This is a genomic window from Ruegeria sp. B1, assembly GCF_056535885.1.
In genome coordinates this window covers 1,719,549-1,735,019 of the sequence record NZ_JBQFJA010000001.1, presented here as the reverse complement: position 1 = coordinate 1,735,019, position 15,471 = coordinate 1,719,549, and the positions used below count along the sequence as shown (strand labels likewise).

Sequence of the window (15,471 nt, the reverse complement as noted above, 5' to 3'; positions counted from 1 at the left end):
GCCAAACCGTCAACCCCCTCAGCTCATCAGGAGAGAGTAATGAAAAAGCTCACAACTGCAATGGCTTTGGTGCTCGCCGCAGGCGCTGCCACGGCCGAAGACAAAATCGTCGTCGAGTTCGCTTATCCCTACAGCCACCTCTTTGACGTGACCTATGAAAAGATCCTGCCAAAGTTCTATGCCGAAAACCCCAACATCGAAATCAAGATGCGGGCGACCTACGAAAGCTATGAGGACGGCACCAACACAATCTTGCGCGAAGCCGTCGCCGACACTCTGCCGGATGTAACGATGCAGGGCCTGAACCGCCAGGCGATCCTGGTCGAAAAGGGCATCGCCAGGTCGCTGGAGCCGTTTATTGCCAAAGAAGCAGATTTCGCAAAAGATGGTTATCACAAAGCGATGTTGGACCTTGGCACCTTTGGCGAGGACGTTTATGGCCTGCCGTTCTCGATCTCGCTGCCGGTTGGGTATTACAACATGGAGGTGATGGCCAAGGCTGGCTACACTGAAGCGACCCTTCCGAAGACTTGGGACGAGGTGATCGAAGCCTGCGGCCGACTGCGCGAAGCCGGTGTTGACAATCCCATGTTCTGGGGATGGCTGATCACCGGTAACTGGTTCCTCCAGGCCCTGATGTGGAGCCAGGATAAACCCACCGTGATGGGCACTGACTTCACTATCGACGAACCCGAAGGTCTTATAGCGCTCAACACCATGCGCGATCTGTTCCGTGGGTGTGAGATGCAGAACCTCACCTTCGACGGCGCGCTGGCGTCTTTCTCGGCGGGTGAAGTTGGAATGATGTACTGGTCGACCTCTGCGGTTGGTGCGGTCGAGCGCGCGATGGGGGATTTCACCCTTGTCACCAGCGAGTTTCCGGGCCTGACTGCGGATGGACCGATGGGTCTGCCTGCTGGAGGCAACTCGGCCTTGTTGGTGTCGACATCCGAGGACCCCGCCGAACTGGAAGCGGCTTGGAAATGGCTGAAATTCATCACCTCCGGCGAAGGCGCGGCGGATGTCGCACGGACAACCGGTTACATGCCACCGAACCAGGCCGCGAACGAGATCATTCTTGCCGATTTCTATGCTGAAAACCCGACCAAAGCGACGGCGGTACGTCAGTTGCCGCTGCTGCGTGAATGGCAGGCCTATCCGGGCGACAATGGTCTGGCTGCAACACAGGTGATCTATGACGGCATCGAAGGTATCGTGACCGGTGAATATGACGACATGCAAGAACTGCAACAAGACCTGAGCGAGGAAGTGCAGGATCTGCTGCCATCCGGCTCGTAAAACGCCCAAGGCCCGCGACGCAGGTCGGCGCGGGCCACTCCCAACCTGCATGAAAGCGAGAGGAGCGCTTGGTATGAAGCTGCTTCAGTTCACTGATATACACCTGACGGCACCGGGCAAGACCATCGGCGGTCGCGACCCTTTGGCAAACCTCGACAAAGCGCTGGATCACGCTATGCGGCTCCATGGCGATGCCGAGGCGCTTTTTATTACCGGTGACTTATCCGATTGGGGTGAAAAACAAGATTATGAACAGCTGAGATCGCGTCTTGAAACCGTCCCCGTTCCGGTTGAGTTGCTGATCGGCAACCATGATGACCGGCCCACGTTCCTGCGGGTCTTTCCAAAACTGGAAGGTGACGGCGGCTTTGTGCATCGCTCGGTGCCGCTGAGTCTAGGCCATGCCGTCCTTCTGGATACATGGGGTCCAGAGTCTCACGCCGGCTATTTCTGCGCGCGCCGTGCGGCATGGTTGTCCAAGCAACTCGAAACTCTGCCCGGCCCTGTGTGGATTTTCATGCATCACAACCCTGTCCCGGTAGAAGTCGCGCCGATGGACAAAATCATGCTGCTCGACGCCGATCTGTTTGCTGAAACGATCGCACCCCACACAGGAAAGATCCGGCATGTGTTTCATGGGCACTGCCATTTACCGCTGTCCGGGTCTCTTCTTGGCGTCCCTTTCTCGGCCCCCAGGGGAACGAACCACGCGGGATGGCCCGATTTCCGGGCAACGCGACTTTTGTCATCTTCGGATTTGCCCGAGAGTTACGCGGTCATCTTTGCCACCCAAACTACGACCATGACCCATATGGTTGAGTTTGGCTACACGGGCGAGATCAAGGGCGAAGGCAGCCCTGACTATGCCGACTGGGATAAGCTCACGATGGTCAGATAGCGGGGCGGCTTAGCGTCATTGCTTTCGATCACTTGCACGCCGTGTCAGGGAGGGCCCGCAAAAACGCGGCGCTGTCTTCGTCGGCCGGAAAAAAGAGTTCGATTTTCAAGTCGTCGAGCGTCACGTCCATCACCGTGCTGAACTGGGCAATGGTCCCAAACAGTGAGAGGCGCCGACCATTGAAACGATAGATCGTCGGAATGGTTGGCCCAGCTGTTGTCTCACCGCGAAACCGCGCCTGCCGTGAAAGTATATGCGCGGCGGCTTCAAGCTCGGACACGCCACCGGCATTGGCGCTTTCCGCGCGCAGCCGGAGCATCGTATGATGTGCGACTTCTGGCCAGTTTTCAATAAGTTCCGGCATCAGCGGACCGGTCAAAAGCTGAAGCAGGCTTTGTCCTTCACCGACGCCCACCGGTGCAAAAAGCCGTCTTGCGCCGTCGTTAAGTTTGACGATTCTCCAGAGCCGGTCCAGCACCATTCCCGGATAGGGCGCGTGTTGCGCAAGTGTCCATTCCACGGCATCGCGGATTGGTGTCATAGTTAAGTCATCCAACGGTGTGGCAGCAAAACGCGGGGCGAACCCTTCCGCACGCATCATTTGGTTTCGGGTGTCGACAGGAAGATCCAAGACTTCGGACAAGTGCAGGATCATATCAGGACTTGGACGGGATCGTCCGGTTTCGAGAAACGAGATGTGGCGCGCGCTCACCTCTGCCTCGACGGCAAGGTCAAGCTGGCTCATCCTTCGACGTTTCCGCCATTCTTTCAGCAGGTCGGGATACGGGGTCATGGGGCGATCCTAGCGACGATTGGAACAGAAATCACTTACCTCTGAGGTAATTGAATTGAACCCCACGCAGGGCGCATGAAAGGCCTATGTCGAAAGGAGAAAATCATGACCCGACAGCAATCCGCAATGCGCCTCTCTGGCGCTGTCCTGATGGGGATCGGGGCTCTGCTGGTGCTCTCTGCGCTGCCCTTCTTGCATCCCGTCGCCCATATTTTTTTACAGGTGGCCTATTGGCCGATAAAAAGCGTTCCCGCGGATTTGTCCGTTCCGTCGCCGTTACTGCTGGCCATTGCCGGAGGCCTGACGGTTGGCCTGGGCAGCATGCAGTGGGCATTGGGCACTTACGTCGCCCCTGTTTCCGCCCCGGTTGCGGCCAAAGTCGCTCGCCTGACCGCATGGGCGTGGTTTTGCACTGACAGCGCGGGTTCCATACTCGTGGGCGCACCGTTCAATGTGGTGTTGAACCTGTCATTCCTGATCCTGATCCTGGCAACCTGTTCACCCGGTAAAGAAGAAGAGCGCGTTTCGTTCTGATGCGGAACAGCGTGATCTGAGACTATTAGTCCTCGGAATGCCGGAGTGCCGATGTTGCCTAAATCCTTGGAGCCCGGTCAGGACTGACAGGTGAATTGAACCGCTCGATGCACTCGACGGCGCGGCGCAATCCGATTAATTGGATTTCATGACAACTGCAAAAGAAGAACCCATTGCGGTACAGATCGGCCGTGCACTGGCGTCCCGGATCATATCCGGCGAGATTGAGGCCGGGGCCCGATTGCGCCAGGACCGTATTGCAGAGGAGTTTGGTGCCAGTCATGTTCCGGTTCGGGAAGCGTTTCGCCGCCTGGAATCCCAAGGGCTTGTTGTAAGTGAGCCCCGAAAGGGTGTCCGCGTTTCGGGGTTCACACCAGACGAGGTGCGCGAAGTGGCTGAGATGCGGGCATCGCTCGAAGTGCTGGCCTTGCGGCATGCCGCACCCAATCTGTCCAAGTCGATTCTGGATGAGGCCGAACGGGCAACGCAGGCCAGTGACCACGCCCGCGATGTCATTGCCTGGGAGGAAGCAAATCGCCGGTTTCATCGGTTGATCCTCACCCCTTGCCGCATGCCGAGGCTTTTGCGCGCCATTGATGATTTGCACATGGCAAGCGCGCGGTTTCTGTTCTCAGGCTGGCGTGCTGAATGGGAAACACCTACGGACCGCGATCATCGGGCCATTCTGGCCGCACTGCGCGCTGGTGATATTGACGGTGCGGCCACGGCGCTGGCCAAACATGTCGGCCAATCGGCAACAAGCTCGCGCGGCAAGTACTGAAGCACCCGTAGTCCAGGTATCAGGCCACGTTTCGAAACAGGGATTTTCTGCTGTTGAGTTAAATCGGCGCTCATCATTTTATAGATTATTTGAAGCTTGAAAGCTTTCCGCATAACCTATTTAAATTAATACATTTACCTCCAATTTCTTTCGCAGATTATGCCTTCCTACTCATGAAGGCTTTACGTTTTCAGAAAAATAAACAATAGTTTGATTCTATTATCGATAATTTAAGGACAGAAAATGCTCACATCGGCTTCGACACAAAATCAGGATTTCAGCCCCCTTCGTCTCGATCGTGGCTCACTGGGCCTAAAAATCGCGGCGGTTGTGTTGGGTACAGTCGTTCTAGCGCTCTCATCTTACATCGAGGTGCCAATGGTCCCCGTGCCGATCACGATGCAAACCTTTGCCGTTGCCCTGCTGGGTGCGTTGTACGGATGGCGGCTAGGCGGCGTGACGGTCGTCGCCTGGTTGGTTCAGGGCGCGCTTGGCATGCCCGTTCTGGCCGGAGGGGCGTCTGGCGCCCACCATTTCGTCGGCCCAACCGCAGGCTATCTTGCCGCTTTCCCGATTGCGGCGATGGCCATGGGATGGTTGGCAGAGCGCGGCTGGAACGGACATAACCCGTGGCTGGCATTTTTGGGCATGTTGATCAGCAATGCGCTGTGCCTGATCCTGGGTGCGATGTGGCTTGCAACTCTGATCGGTCTCGAGCAGGCCCTTATATCCGGTGTCGCACCGTTTCTGGTTGGTGCCGTCCTGAAAGCAGGCCTTGGGGCGCTGACGCTCCGGCTGATGACGCGAACGGTGAAACACGGTGCCGAATGACAATACGGCTTCGGTCGCATCATCTGCTCTGCATTCTGACATATGTCGGAAAGGGGTACAGCCCCGCGTTCACCGACAATATGACACAGGTTGCAGAACGCCTCAGCTCAGGCGAAGAGGTGGAAATCGTGGAGGGGCCGGATGCCATATGCGCCCCGCTTCTCGACCATCCCACACCACATTGCAGCCTCAAGCGTGTCACCGCACGGGACAGACTCGCCACGCAAGACCTTAGTGCCATTCTCGGCATCAATTGTACGGTCGGATCCCGGCTGACTTTGGACCAAGGTGTGCTGCGAAACCTGCGCAGGGCTTTTGCGACCAGCGAGCTTCGACGCGCCTGCACAGGTTGCGAATGGTTCGGGCTTTGCAGTTCTATTGCAGGTTCCGGATTTGAGAGTGTTGTACTTTCAACCCGCGCGAACAGGATCGACGAGCGGCATTGAATGGTCGGCACGTTTCCGGCGGCACGCTTATCAATTGAGGCAAGGGTGTCCCGCGTCGGCGCCGTCCCAAACCGATGTCACCGCAAAGATCTGGGCTTTGGCGGCATACGCGACGTGACCGTGGCGGTCATGCACAGATCGCACAGCGGACAAGCGCGGCAATTCGGTCGGGTCACATGGCACACATTTTGGCCGAGCGTCTTAACCAGTTGGTGGTGATCGTCGATATCCGCCGCACTCCAGGTCTCGGGCAGTAGCGGAGCCACCAACTCATATGTCTTTTTGGGAGTGTTGCATGCTCCGAACATGCCGACACGTTGCAAAACGCGCAGATGATGCGTGTCGAGCACAAGGGCAGGTTTCCTGAGTGTACTGAAGTTGAGGACGGTCGCCGAAGTTTTGCGGCCGACACCTGGCAGCCGCTCCAACCAGCCGAGAGCGGATGTTACGGAAAGCGTGTCGAGGAAATCGAGCGAAAGACAACTCTGACTGACCGTGACGGTTCGCAATGCCGCCCCGAGGCGCGGGGCCTTGGTTTCGGAAAAAGTAACATTGCGAATGAGCTGGCGGATTTCGGGAACCGGCGCGTCGCGAAGATGTTCCCAATCGGAAAATCGCTGCCGCAAGCGACAAAACGTTGCCAACGAGACGTCGCCGCGAGTCTTGCCGCCGATGAGCCCCATGACCAGTTGTGAAACCGGGTCCAGAAGCAGATGAGGGCCAGGCTGACCAAACCTGAGCAGCAAACGCCTGTGGATTTTGATCAGCCGGTCCGTTCGTTCATCGGGAATCAGGGTCAACTGCATGCCCACCAGCATACATCAAATTGGAACAAATAGGGAACATTTATGATGCCTTGTGCTTAGCAGACCGCATGATCAGGCAGAGCCACCAAGCCGCCGCTGTGTCACGCCGACAGTGGCAACCGGGCGTCCTTGGCCAGTTGCCTCGCCTCCAAACGCCCCAGTTCATCCAGAGCCTGCTTTTGATCTCCGGTCCGGGCCAGAGCGTTGGTATAGGCGCGCCAAACCGACTTCGGGCGCCAAGGCAAGGCCGCCTGCGCCACCCAAGCGCGAAGTATCGGCGGCAGGCGGTCAAACTCGCGCATCGGATCCTCTGTGCGGCGGCGTTTCCGCAGCTTTGTCTGACCCAAGTTACGGCCCATCAATCCGCCTCATCGACATCAAAAATCGGATCAAGCACAAGAACCAAACGCGTTTCACCGGTCCCCGCAATGGGCGGCGAGCGATGCACAAAACCGGAGCGCGGAGCCTCCGGCCACCGTGTGCCATGCATAACCATCGGAGCTGTGGTTGCCACGGTGAACACCTGCGACGGATCAGCGCCGTCTTTAGACACCCCGTATTGCGTACCCGTGCCCCTGTAGGTGCAGATTAGCCGGGCGATGATCGCATCGACATGGAATTTCCGGCAGGCGTTTGTGTTGATTACATCCAGGCGCAGGCGCAGGTAGGGCGCGTGCATTATGTTGGCAAACCGCGCAGCGAGATCAGTGATGTCATCCACCAGCCAAATTCGCTCCGACGTTTCTTCCATGCCGGCAATGTCACAAACATGCTGAACGGCCTCGCGAACCGCCTCCGGACGCAGGATCAGCCGCGCACTCGGTAATTGCGACGGGTCAAGCGCGTCGATCCAGGCCTGAAACTCGGGACAGGGTTGCCGCCTCCAGATCGCTGCGGCGCAGGTCTGCGTTTGAATTTGCGCGAGTTCATCCGGGGTGTCGACAACGCCAACACCCGCCGCCGCGTTTCCAAGCTGCGTTCGGATAAGGTTCATGCGGCCTCCTCCACTCGGCGCCACGCTGGGAACGGATCCGACAAATCCTGGGAAAGGATACCCGGGCCGCGAGCCTGCGCGTTTGGCAGCAGACATGCATCAAGCCTAGAATTGAGCGTCGACCGGTCGATACCGGAGCCGACAAAGACGATTTCCTGCCGCCGGTCCCCCGACGGCTCGGGCCAATGTTGTTTGATGTAACTCAGAACCGAAAGATGCTCCGGCCACCGCTTTTCCGGAGCCGACACCCACCAGGCACCTATCGGCTGAACGCTGGACAATGATTCTGCCAAAAGGTCGCCGCGCAAGCTGCAGCATATACAGCCGTTCGACATTTGAGCCAGCGTTTCATCGGTACGGCTGAGTTCAGTTTCGGCGCGTACGGGGTCGGCGTTGACATTCACCTCGGGCATGAAGTTAATGCTCAAGGCAACCCGTTTGCCTTCGCGATTGTTCAATACCCGGTTCGGTAACGCGGTTTTTTCGGCCCCCAGATAGCCCGACAACACGGTGACCGGAAGTCTTTGCTCCGCTGTCCCTTCGATGGCAGGTGTGACGTCAAGTGTCACTGTATTCTCCAATATGTAATACTATTGCATAAATAGCAGAGAAAAATCCGCAAGGCGATGTCGTAAATCCAAGAGGTACACGCCGTGATCTGCCGTTCGGTTTCTTTCATCTCCACTGCGTCAGGGACAACGCCATCACTTCACTCAGACCACCGTTCACACACACTGTCCCTGACGATGTTCAGCTCGTTTGATGGATTTCATTCAAACGAGCTGTTTCACCGCTCAAAGACAGTCGGCCAGGGTCTTAGCGATGTTGCGGATCACTTGCGGATAGAGGGCTGCACCAGGTTCGAGATCGGACCCGAGCGGATCAATAACTCCGGTGTTTGCTTCCGTACCGCCCATGACAGTTTCCACAATTCCGGGATTGAATTGGGGTTCCGAAAGGACGCAATTGATCCCCTCTTCGCGAATACGCCCCTGGATTTCTGCAATACGGGCGGGGCTGGGATCGGATGCATCGCCGAGTGAAATCGCACCTGACGCCGGGAAATCGAAGGACTCTTCAAAGTATTGATAGGCATCGTGGAAAACCACAAAGCTACGCCCGCGAACCGGCGCAAGAATCTCGGCCACTTCGGCGGACAGGGCATCCATTTCTTCACGTGCCGCCGCAGCGTTCGCGAAATACGCACCTGCATTGTCCGGGTCAGCAGATGACAGCTGCGCGGCGATAACGTTCAGCCAGGTGTCAGCATTTGCCAGCGAGAGCCAGGCGTGAGGGTCGTGTTCGCCGTGGTCATGTCCAGCATGGTCGTGATCGTCATGATCATCGTGATCCGCGTGGTCCTTGTCACCATGGTCATCACCTTCCGCATGGTCCTCATGACCGTGATCATCATCGTGCGCGTGCTCTTCGTCTTTACCGTGCCCATCAGGATCATGGTCATGGTCATGGTCTGCATCATGCGCATGCTCATCATCCTTAGCATGCTCGTCGCCGTAATCGTGGTCGTCATGATCATGGTCGTCAGCATGATCATCGTGCCCATGCGCGTCCTCATCACCGTGATCATGCGCTTCGAACAACGCATCTTCGCGGAAATCGAAAAGAACTGTGCCGTCCGCTTCCAAAAGGGTCGTGACCGTCGCGCCATCGGCCAGGGTTTCTACCGCGCCTTCCATCCAGGGCGACAGGTCTTCGCCAATCCAGAACACCAAATCCGCCTCTTGCAAGGCCGCCGCTTCGGACGGGCGTAAGTTGTATTCATGGGGTGAAGCGCCCGCCGGCACGATCAGATCCGGGGTCCCCACGCCCTCCATAACACGAGCTACCAAAGAGTGAACCGGCGCGATATCGACTGCCACATTCGGGACATCTGCCAAGGCGGTACCACCCAGCAATGCTGCGGTAATCGAAACGGGAACAAGCTTTCTGGACATCAAACCCTCTATGTGATTTTATAACGTTATCGGCGGCATACATGATATGGAATAACATGACAAGCGATACGCGGCCCGATCCGGCCGACGAAACGGCTCCCCTCGGGTTTCACAAACATGACCACGACAATTGCGTTGAAACGGGCCTATCAAATGCCGAGGCGCGATGCGTTGAGCAAGGGTTGCGGCTGACACCCGTCCGCCGCAAGGTTTTGGAGATGTTGCTTGAAGATCATCGGGCCCTTGGGGCTTATGCAATTCTTGATCGCCTTCGCGAACAAGGGTTTGGATCTCAGCCTCCGGTTGCCTATCGCGCGCTGGATTTTCTAGTTGAGAACGGATTCGCTCACAAGATCGAACGGTTGAACGCCTTTGTCGCCTGCGCGCATCCCGGCGCCACGCATTCACCCGCCTTTATGATCTGTCGCAAATGCGATGCTGTGGCCGAGACGCATTCAACACCTGCAAAAGGTACGCTGGGCGCGGCCGCCCGTGCAGTTGGATTCGAGATAGAACGAACGGTTGTTGAGGCCGAGGGCATCTGTCCGGACTGCACCGAAAAGGCATAAGCATGGCCCTCGTCACAGTTGAGAATATCAGCGTGCGCTATGGCGCAAATACCGTGCTGCGCCATGTAGATATGGCAATCGAGCCAGGTGAGATCGTAACCATCGTTGGGCCAAATGGATCGGGCAAGACCAGTCTGTTACGCGCCATCATTGGCGCGGCCAAGCCATCAGCGGGGCGGGTTACGTTAAAACCGGGGCTGAAAATTGGTTACGTGCCGCAAAAACTGCACATCGATCCGACGTTGCCGATCACGGTCGAACGCTTCATGCGCCTGACGGATCGTGTGTCACATCGTGATTGCAGGACAGCGCTGGAGGACGCCGGCGTACCAGACCTCCTGAGACGACAAATGTCGCAACTCTCGGGCGGGCAGTTTCAACGCGTTCTGCTGGCCCGAGCTTTGATCAATCGGCCGCACGTCTTGCTGTTGGACGAAGCGACACAAGGTCTCGATCAGCCCGGATCGGCCGCCTTCTACAAGCAGATCGAAGAAGTGCGTCGCGAGACCGGGTGCGCCATTCTCATGATCAGCCACGAATTGCACGTTGTCATGAGCGCTTCAGATCGCGTGATATGCCTGAACGGCCACATCTGCTGCGAAGGTTCGCCTGCTGTTGTTGCCACGGCGCCCGAGTACAGGGCTTTGTTCGGAACAGGAACAGGTGGCGCACTTGCCCTGTATCGACATGACCACGATCATCACCATGATCACGATGAACATCCCCAGGAAGCGGCTGAATAATGCTCGATGACTTTATGACCCGCGCGACGCTCGCCGGTATCGGCGTGGCCCTTGCGGCAGCTCCATTGGGATGTTTCGTGGTGTGGCGCCGGATGGCCTATTTTGGAGATGCAACGGCCCATGCCGCAATTCTGGGCGTGGCGCTGTCACTGACATTTCAAATGTCTGTTTTCACCGGCGCGCTGGCCGTGGCCCTGTTGATGGCGTTGACGGTGACACTTTTGGCCGGTCGCGGCTACGCAATGGATACATTGCTGGGTGTTTTGGCACATTCCGCACTGGCATTCGGCCTTGTTGCGGTGTCGTTCCTGTCCGGTGTCCGCATCGATCTGATGGCCTATCTCTTTGGCGACATACTCGCAGTCTCTCGCGGTGATCTTGCCGTCATATGGGGCGGGGCCGCATTGGTCGTGGGGCTAATTGGTTGGCGCTGGTCCCAACTCTTGACGGCGACACTCAATGAAGAACTGGCTTACGCCAGTGGGTACAACCCCAAGCGAGAGCAATTGGTACTGACCTTGTCATTGGCGATCACCGTTGCGGTTGCGATAAAAGTGGTCGGCGTATTGTTGATTGCTGCGATGCTCATCATTCCGGCGGCGGCAGCGCGCAACCTTGCGCGCTCGCCCGAGGCGATGGCTCTGATCGCGGCGACAATCGGAACGGTCTCATCCGTAGTCGGGCTGAGGGCTGCATATATTTTTGACACGCCCGCAGGCCCGTCCATTGTGTGTGTCGCTGCCATCCTGTTTGCATGTTTCAGCATCCTTGGCTGGAGCGCGCGGCTAAAGACATAGACAAATCACACGGCGGGGTCTTTCAAGCATCGATATCCAATGCCAGCGCATGAATACGCTGCACAACGTCCCCTAGCGCGGCGTGCACGGCGCGATGGCGCGCAACACGAGACAGATCTGCAAAAGCGCTAGAGCGGATCCGGACATTGAAGTGACTTTCACCGCCCTCCTGAAATCCGGCATGACCACGGTGGCTTTCGCTATCATCAACCACGTCCAGCTCGCGCGGGTCAAAAGCGGTTTGCAGGCGGGTTCGAATTTCGTCGGTTACGCTCATTTTTTTGCTCAGCGGCAAATTAATTGCCGCACCCCTCTTCTACTTTCAGCTACTTAGATTAAACTGCTGCCTCCGAGTCGAAAAGATACGTTCGTGAGGTTCAGAGCATGGCTAAATCAGACCCGTTCGGATTTGATATGTCCGTTTCCAGCGCCAAAAAGAAAAACCCGCGCGGACGACGGGGCATGTCGGGCGCGTCTGAAACATCCGTGCGAATCTGTGATCACCCCGGGTGCCAGGAACCCGGCAAGTTCCGCGCGCCCAAGGCGCCCGATGTTTTGGATGACTTCTACTGGTTCTGCCAGAAGCATGTGCGTGAATATAATCAAAAATGGAATTTCTTCGACGGGACAACCGAAGCAGAGCTGAACGCACAACGGTCCAAGGACAAGGTTTGGGAACGCGAAACAAAACCAATGGGAGACCCCGAGGCGCGCGCTTGGGCACGCTTGGGCATCGAAGACCCGCATCAGGTTTTGGGTGAAAACGCCACCAAAAACCCGGGGCGCGCAAATTCTGGCGGGCGTCGCCTGCCCCCAACCGAGCGCCGCGCCGTCGAAATCCTGGAAGCTCAGGACAGCTGGTCCAAGGCCGAGGTGCGCAAGGCCTACAAGAAGCTGATCAAAGTGCTTCACCCCGATATGAACGGCGGTGACCGGAGTCAGGAAGAACAGCTGCAGGAGGTGGTCTGGGCCTGGGACCAGATCAAGGATAGCCGGAACTTCAAGTGATCTTCGCACCCAACCAATGGCCCTACCATTGCCATCGGTGAATAGGTCGGGTTTTTCGAAATTCACACAAAGCACTTACTGCCTTCACGATAGAAACCTTGTCGATGCGAAAAGAACGGTACAACTCCTGAATCGTTCCCGTCTGACCAAAATGCTCGACCCCCAAAGGAATGGTTTGGTGGCCCGCCACCGCACCCAACCAACTGAGTGTGGCCGGGTGACCATCCAGAACCGTTAGCATTTTGCAACACGGACCCAGAACGCTGAGCAACCGTTCAATATGACTGTTTGCATGGACCGCCCCGCGCGAGCGTTCGCGCTGCGCTGCTGTCCAGCCTGCGTTCAACCGATCGGCGGATGTAACGGCCAGAACTCCAATGTCGCGTCGGCTTTCGGCGATCAAACCCGCTGCTGCGATGGCTTCTGCAGCAACCGCACCCTGATATGCGATCACGATTTCGCAGTTGGGCCCCGGCTTTCTCAACCAGTAGGCACCGTCAATCGCCCCGCGTCGAAAATCGTCATCGGCGCGTTTGCCCGGCTGCTCAATCGGATTGGTCGTCAGACGCAAATAGACCGATCCCCCGGTTTCGTCTCGCAGCCAGGTACGCTCATCCGGTTGCCCTTCGCCGTTACGCTGAAGGTAGTCGAAGGCCCACTCCATGATAACGGCAAGCTCATCCGCAAACGCGGGCTCGAAAGCTGCCAAGCCGTCCTGGCTCATCCCTATCAGCGGCGTTCCAATGGACTGATGCGCTCCGCCCTCGGGAGCAAGGGTTACGCCCGAAGGTGTCCCGACCAGAATAAACCGTGCATCCTGATAACAGGCGTAGTTCAACGCATCGAGACCGCGACATACGAATGGATCGTAAACCGTCCCAATTGGGATCAGGCGCTTGCCAAACAGAGAATTCGACAAGCCGGCGGCACCTAGCAGCAGCATTAAGTTCATTTCAGCGATACCGAGCTCGATATGCTGCCCTTTCGGGGTGAACTCCCATTTGGCTGTCGAGGGAATTCGATGTTCGATGAATGCATCCGCCTGTTCGGACCGCGCAAACAGTTTTCGCCGATTGACCCACGGCCCGAGGTTGGTCGTTCCAGTCACATCCGGCGAGGTGGTCAGAATTCGACCAGCCAGATCGCTCTGGCCCTTTGAGAGGTCATCCAGGATTTTACCGAATGCCATCTGTGTTGAAATCTCGCGGCTGGTGTCAACTTCAATGGCGGGGACATCGATGGCATCATCCGTAAATCGACGCGGTCCTTCTGTAAAAAACGGCACGTCCGACAGGAACGACTTTAGCGCCTCGGTATCCTGAACGGTGGCAAAAGGGTCCCATTCTTGACCCGGTTCTACGCCCAGACCCGCCTGCCACTGGCTGAACTGGCTGGTATTCATCAGACCGCCATGATTATCCTTGTGCCCCGCAATAGGTGTCCCCCAGCCTTTAACCGTATAAGCGAGGAAGCAGGTGGGCCTGTCGTGATTGTGCGCGGCAAATGTCTGAGCCATGGTTTCCACACAGTTGCCGCCAAGATTCTCCATGAGCGCCGCGAGCTCCAAATCGCTGCGTCTTTCAATCAATGCGGACACGTCTCCCTGGTCCCCCAGATCGTCCAAAAGACGCTTCCGCCAGACAGCCCCGCCCATAAAATTCAGCGCCGCGTATTCCTGATTTGGACACCCGTCGATCCATTCACGCAGCCGGTCACCGCCCGGTTCGTCAAAGGCTGCGCGTTGCAGGACACCGTGTTTCACGCGTATGACATCCCAACCGAACGCATCAAAGATCTTTTCGATCCTTTCAAACAAACCTTCGCGCACAATCCCGTCCAGTGACTGGCGGTTGTAGTCGATGATCCACCAGGTGTTGCGCAGGTTGTTTTTCCAGCCTTCCTGAAGCGCTTCGTAAATATTGCCCTCGTCCAGCTCGGCATCGCCAACCAGCGCCACCATCCGTCCAAGCGGTCGGTCACCACCCCAAGGCTTGGCCGAAATGTAATCCTGCACAATTGAGGCGAACGACGTTATGGCAACGCCCAGTCCCACCGAACCGGTCGAAAAATCGACATCGTCCACATCCTTGGTACGACTGGGGTAGGATTGCACCCCTCCAAAGCCGCGGAAGTTCTTCATTTTTTCGACCGGCAAGTTGCCCATCAAATGCTGAATCGCGTGAAACACTGGTGATGCATGCGGTTTGACGGCGACCCGGTCCTCGGGTCTCAATGCCGAGAAATAAAGCGCCGTCATGATCGACACCATAGAAGCGGAAGACGCCTGGTGGCCTCCGACCTTGATCCCATCCGTCTTCGACCGGACATGATTGGCGTGGTGAATCATCCAATGGGACATCCACAACAGGTGTCGTTCGATCGATTTCAGGTGGCGGGGATCAGCGGTCATAAATCACTCCTTTCGCGCAGGAATAAAGGAAACTTGGCGCATGATGTTGCCAATTTCTGCTGGTCAGCTAGAAAACTTGACAGTATCGAGCGCAAATTTGGTTGCGTACGACCGAAACCAGCGTAAATGTCGGGGACATGGACGATATTGACCACCGCATCTTACGCGAACTTTTGAGCAATGCCCGCCTGTCTCATCAAGAACTGGGCGACCGCGTGGGGTTGTCTGCGTCCCCCTGCGCGCGGCGCATAAGAAAACTGGAGGTCGACGGGATCATCAGCGGGTATAGCGCCCGGATAGACGAGGCCAAAATGGGATTTGGCTTCAGTGTCTTCATCTCGGTGCGCTTGGATAAACAGATAGATAGCCAGTTGGAACAGTTCGAACGCAGCGTGCGCACACTGTCCGAAGTCGTGGATTGCTGGCTGATGACTGGAAGTTTCGATTATCTTCTTCGCGTCGCCGTTTCCGATCTCAACGAATTTGAAGTCTTCCTGACCGGGCGCCTGACAAAAATCCCCGGTGTGGCGTCCATCGAGTCGTCCATTCCGATTCGGCGGGTCAAAGACCAGGGCAGCCGTCTCAGATAGGGCCGTTTCAGACTCCA

Annotated in this window: 19 protein-coding genes; 11 read left to right on the top strand and 8 right to left on the bottom strand. The window is 57.0% G+C overall.

Translation table 11 applies throughout. The features are described from left to right. The first annotated feature begins 39 nt into the window (after positions 1 to 39). Both ACR3ES_RS08360 and ACR3ES_RS08355 read left to right on the top strand, forming a co-directional pair. On the top strand, positions 40 to 1,299 hold the full coding sequence (locus tag ACR3ES_RS08360; RefSeq protein WP_170435740.1) for an extracellular solute-binding protein: 1,260 nt from the start codon (positions 40 to 42) through the stop codon (positions 1,297 to 1,299). A gap of 73 nt (positions 1,300 to 1,372) precedes the next feature. Then, positions 1,373 to 2,197, top strand: a complete 825-nt coding sequence (locus tag ACR3ES_RS08355; RefSeq protein WP_170435742.1) for a phosphodiesterase — start codon at positions 1,373 to 1,375, stop codon at positions 2,195 to 2,197. Between the two features lie 28 nt (positions 2,198 to 2,225). On the opposite strand, the gene ACR3ES_RS08350 is transcribed toward ACR3ES_RS08355, so the two are convergent. After that, the gene (locus ACR3ES_RS08350) at positions 2,226 to 2,990 is read right to left on the bottom strand and encodes a helix-turn-helix transcriptional regulator (protein WP_170435744.1); all 765 of its coding nucleotides are present in this window, start codon (positions 2,988 to 2,990) and stop codon (positions 2,226 to 2,228) included. 105 nt (positions 2,991 to 3,095) lie between these two features. Between ACR3ES_RS08350 and ACR3ES_RS08345 the strand changes: the two genes are divergently transcribed. The 4 genes from ACR3ES_RS08345 to ACR3ES_RS08330 all read left to right on the top strand — a co-directional run bounded on the left by ACR3ES_RS08345 (position 3,096) and on the right by ACR3ES_RS08330 (position 5,582). Then, positions 3,096 to 3,524: a hypothetical protein gene (locus ACR3ES_RS08345; protein ID WP_170435747.1), complete on the top strand. Its 429-nt coding sequence runs from the start codon at positions 3,096 to 3,098 to the stop codon at positions 3,522 to 3,524. Between the two features lie 148 nt (positions 3,525 to 3,672). Continuing rightward, a complete protein-coding gene (locus ACR3ES_RS08340) occupies positions 3,673 to 4,305 on the top strand; it encodes a GntR family transcriptional regulator (RefSeq protein ID WP_170435749.1) in 633 nt (210 codons plus the stop codon). Positions 4,306 to 4,548: 243 nt separating this feature from the next. Continuing rightward, on the top strand, positions 4,549 to 5,136 hold the full coding sequence (locus ACR3ES_RS08335; protein ID WP_170435751.1) for a biotin transporter BioY: 588 nt from the start codon (positions 4,549 to 4,551) through the stop codon (positions 5,134 to 5,136). Further along, positions 5,133 to 5,582, top strand: coding sequence for a DUF1284 domain-containing protein (locus ACR3ES_RS08330; protein WP_170435753.1), 450 nt, complete (start codon positions 5,133 to 5,135; stop codon positions 5,580 to 5,582). The genes ACR3ES_RS08335 and ACR3ES_RS08330 overlap by 4 nt, the downstream gene beginning before the upstream one ends. Before the next feature lie 77 nt (positions 5,583 to 5,659). Here the strand turns inward: ACR3ES_RS08330 and ACR3ES_RS08325 are convergent, their stop codons facing one another. The 5 genes from ACR3ES_RS08325 to ACR3ES_RS08305 all read right to left on the bottom strand — a co-directional run bounded on the left by ACR3ES_RS08325 (position 5,660) and on the right by ACR3ES_RS08305 (position 9,337). Then, a complete protein-coding gene (locus tag ACR3ES_RS08325; protein WP_170435755.1) occupies positions 5,660 to 6,388 on the bottom strand; it encodes an HhH-GDP family DNA glycosylase in 729 nt (242 codons plus the stop codon). A gap of 101 nt (positions 6,389 to 6,489) precedes the next feature. Further along, positions 6,490 to 6,747, bottom strand: a complete 258-nt coding sequence (locus tag ACR3ES_RS08320) for a DUF6525 family protein (RefSeq protein ID WP_170435757.1) — start codon at positions 6,745 to 6,747, stop codon at positions 6,490 to 6,492. Beyond that, positions 6,747 to 7,382, bottom strand: a complete 636-nt coding sequence (locus ACR3ES_RS08315; RefSeq protein ID WP_170435759.1) for a DUF1826 domain-containing protein — start codon at positions 7,380 to 7,382, stop codon at positions 6,747 to 6,749. Before ACR3ES_RS08315 ends, ACR3ES_RS08320 begins: the two co-directional genes overlap by 1 nt. Next, entirely contained in the window at positions 7,379 to 7,951 is a 573-nt protein-coding gene (locus tag ACR3ES_RS08310; RefSeq protein ID WP_480425195.1) for a CobW C-terminal domain-containing protein, read from the bottom strand. Before ACR3ES_RS08310 ends, ACR3ES_RS08315 begins: the two co-directional genes overlap by 4 nt. Positions 7,952 to 8,176: 225 nt before the next feature. Beyond that, positions 8,177 to 9,337, bottom strand: a complete 1,161-nt coding sequence (locus ACR3ES_RS08305; RefSeq protein WP_170435761.1) for a metal ABC transporter solute-binding protein, Zn/Mn family — start codon at positions 9,335 to 9,337, stop codon at positions 8,177 to 8,179. Positions 9,338 to 9,393: 56 nt separating this feature from the next. Between ACR3ES_RS08305 and ACR3ES_RS08300 the strand changes: the two genes are divergently transcribed. Genes ACR3ES_RS08300 through ACR3ES_RS08290 form a run of 3 tightly spaced genes read left to right on the top strand, consistent with a single transcriptional unit; the run spans position 9,394 to position 11,446 of the window. After that, positions 9,394 to 9,906: a transcriptional repressor gene (locus tag ACR3ES_RS08300; RefSeq protein ID WP_170435763.1), complete on the top strand. Its 513-nt coding sequence runs from the start codon at positions 9,394 to 9,396 to the stop codon at positions 9,904 to 9,906. 2 nt (positions 9,907 to 9,908) lie between these two features. Beyond that, the gene (locus tag ACR3ES_RS08295) at positions 9,909 to 10,649 is read left to right on the top strand and encodes a metal ABC transporter ATP-binding protein (RefSeq protein WP_170435764.1); all 741 of its coding nucleotides are present in this window, start codon (positions 9,909 to 9,911) and stop codon (positions 10,647 to 10,649) included. Continuing rightward, the gene (locus ACR3ES_RS08290; protein WP_170435766.1) at positions 10,649 to 11,446 is read left to right on the top strand and encodes a metal ABC transporter permease; all 798 of its coding nucleotides are present in this window, start codon (positions 10,649 to 10,651) and stop codon (positions 11,444 to 11,446) included. Before ACR3ES_RS08295 ends, ACR3ES_RS08290 begins: the two co-directional genes overlap by 1 nt. A 22-nt stretch (positions 11,447 to 11,468) precedes the next feature. On the opposite strand, the gene ACR3ES_RS08285 is transcribed toward ACR3ES_RS08290, so the two are convergent. Next, the gene (locus ACR3ES_RS08285) at positions 11,469 to 11,723 is read right to left on the bottom strand and encodes a BolA family protein (protein WP_170435768.1); all 255 of its coding nucleotides are present in this window, start codon (positions 11,721 to 11,723) and stop codon (positions 11,469 to 11,471) included. A 107-nt stretch (positions 11,724 to 11,830) separates the two neighbouring features. On the opposite strand from ACR3ES_RS08285, the gene ACR3ES_RS08280 reads away from it, so the two are divergent. Next, the gene (locus tag ACR3ES_RS08280; protein WP_170435770.1) at positions 11,831 to 12,454 is read left to right on the top strand and encodes a J domain-containing protein; all 624 of its coding nucleotides are present in this window, start codon (positions 11,831 to 11,833) and stop codon (positions 12,452 to 12,454) included. A 22-nt stretch (positions 12,455 to 12,476) separates the two neighbouring features. Here ACR3ES_RS08280 and ACR3ES_RS08275 read toward each other — a convergent pair whose 3' ends face one another. Next, on the bottom strand, positions 12,477 to 14,864 hold the full coding sequence (locus ACR3ES_RS08275) for a transketolase (protein WP_170435772.1): 2,388 nt from the start codon (positions 14,862 to 14,864) through the stop codon (positions 12,477 to 12,479). Positions 14,865 to 15,001: 137 nt separating this feature from the next. Between ACR3ES_RS08275 and ACR3ES_RS08270 the strand changes: the two genes are divergently transcribed. Further along, positions 15,002 to 15,454: an Lrp/AsnC family transcriptional regulator gene (locus ACR3ES_RS08270; RefSeq protein WP_170435774.1), complete on the top strand. Its 453-nt coding sequence runs from the start codon at positions 15,002 to 15,004 to the stop codon at positions 15,452 to 15,454. Positions 15,455 to 15,471 lie beyond the last annotated feature (17 nt).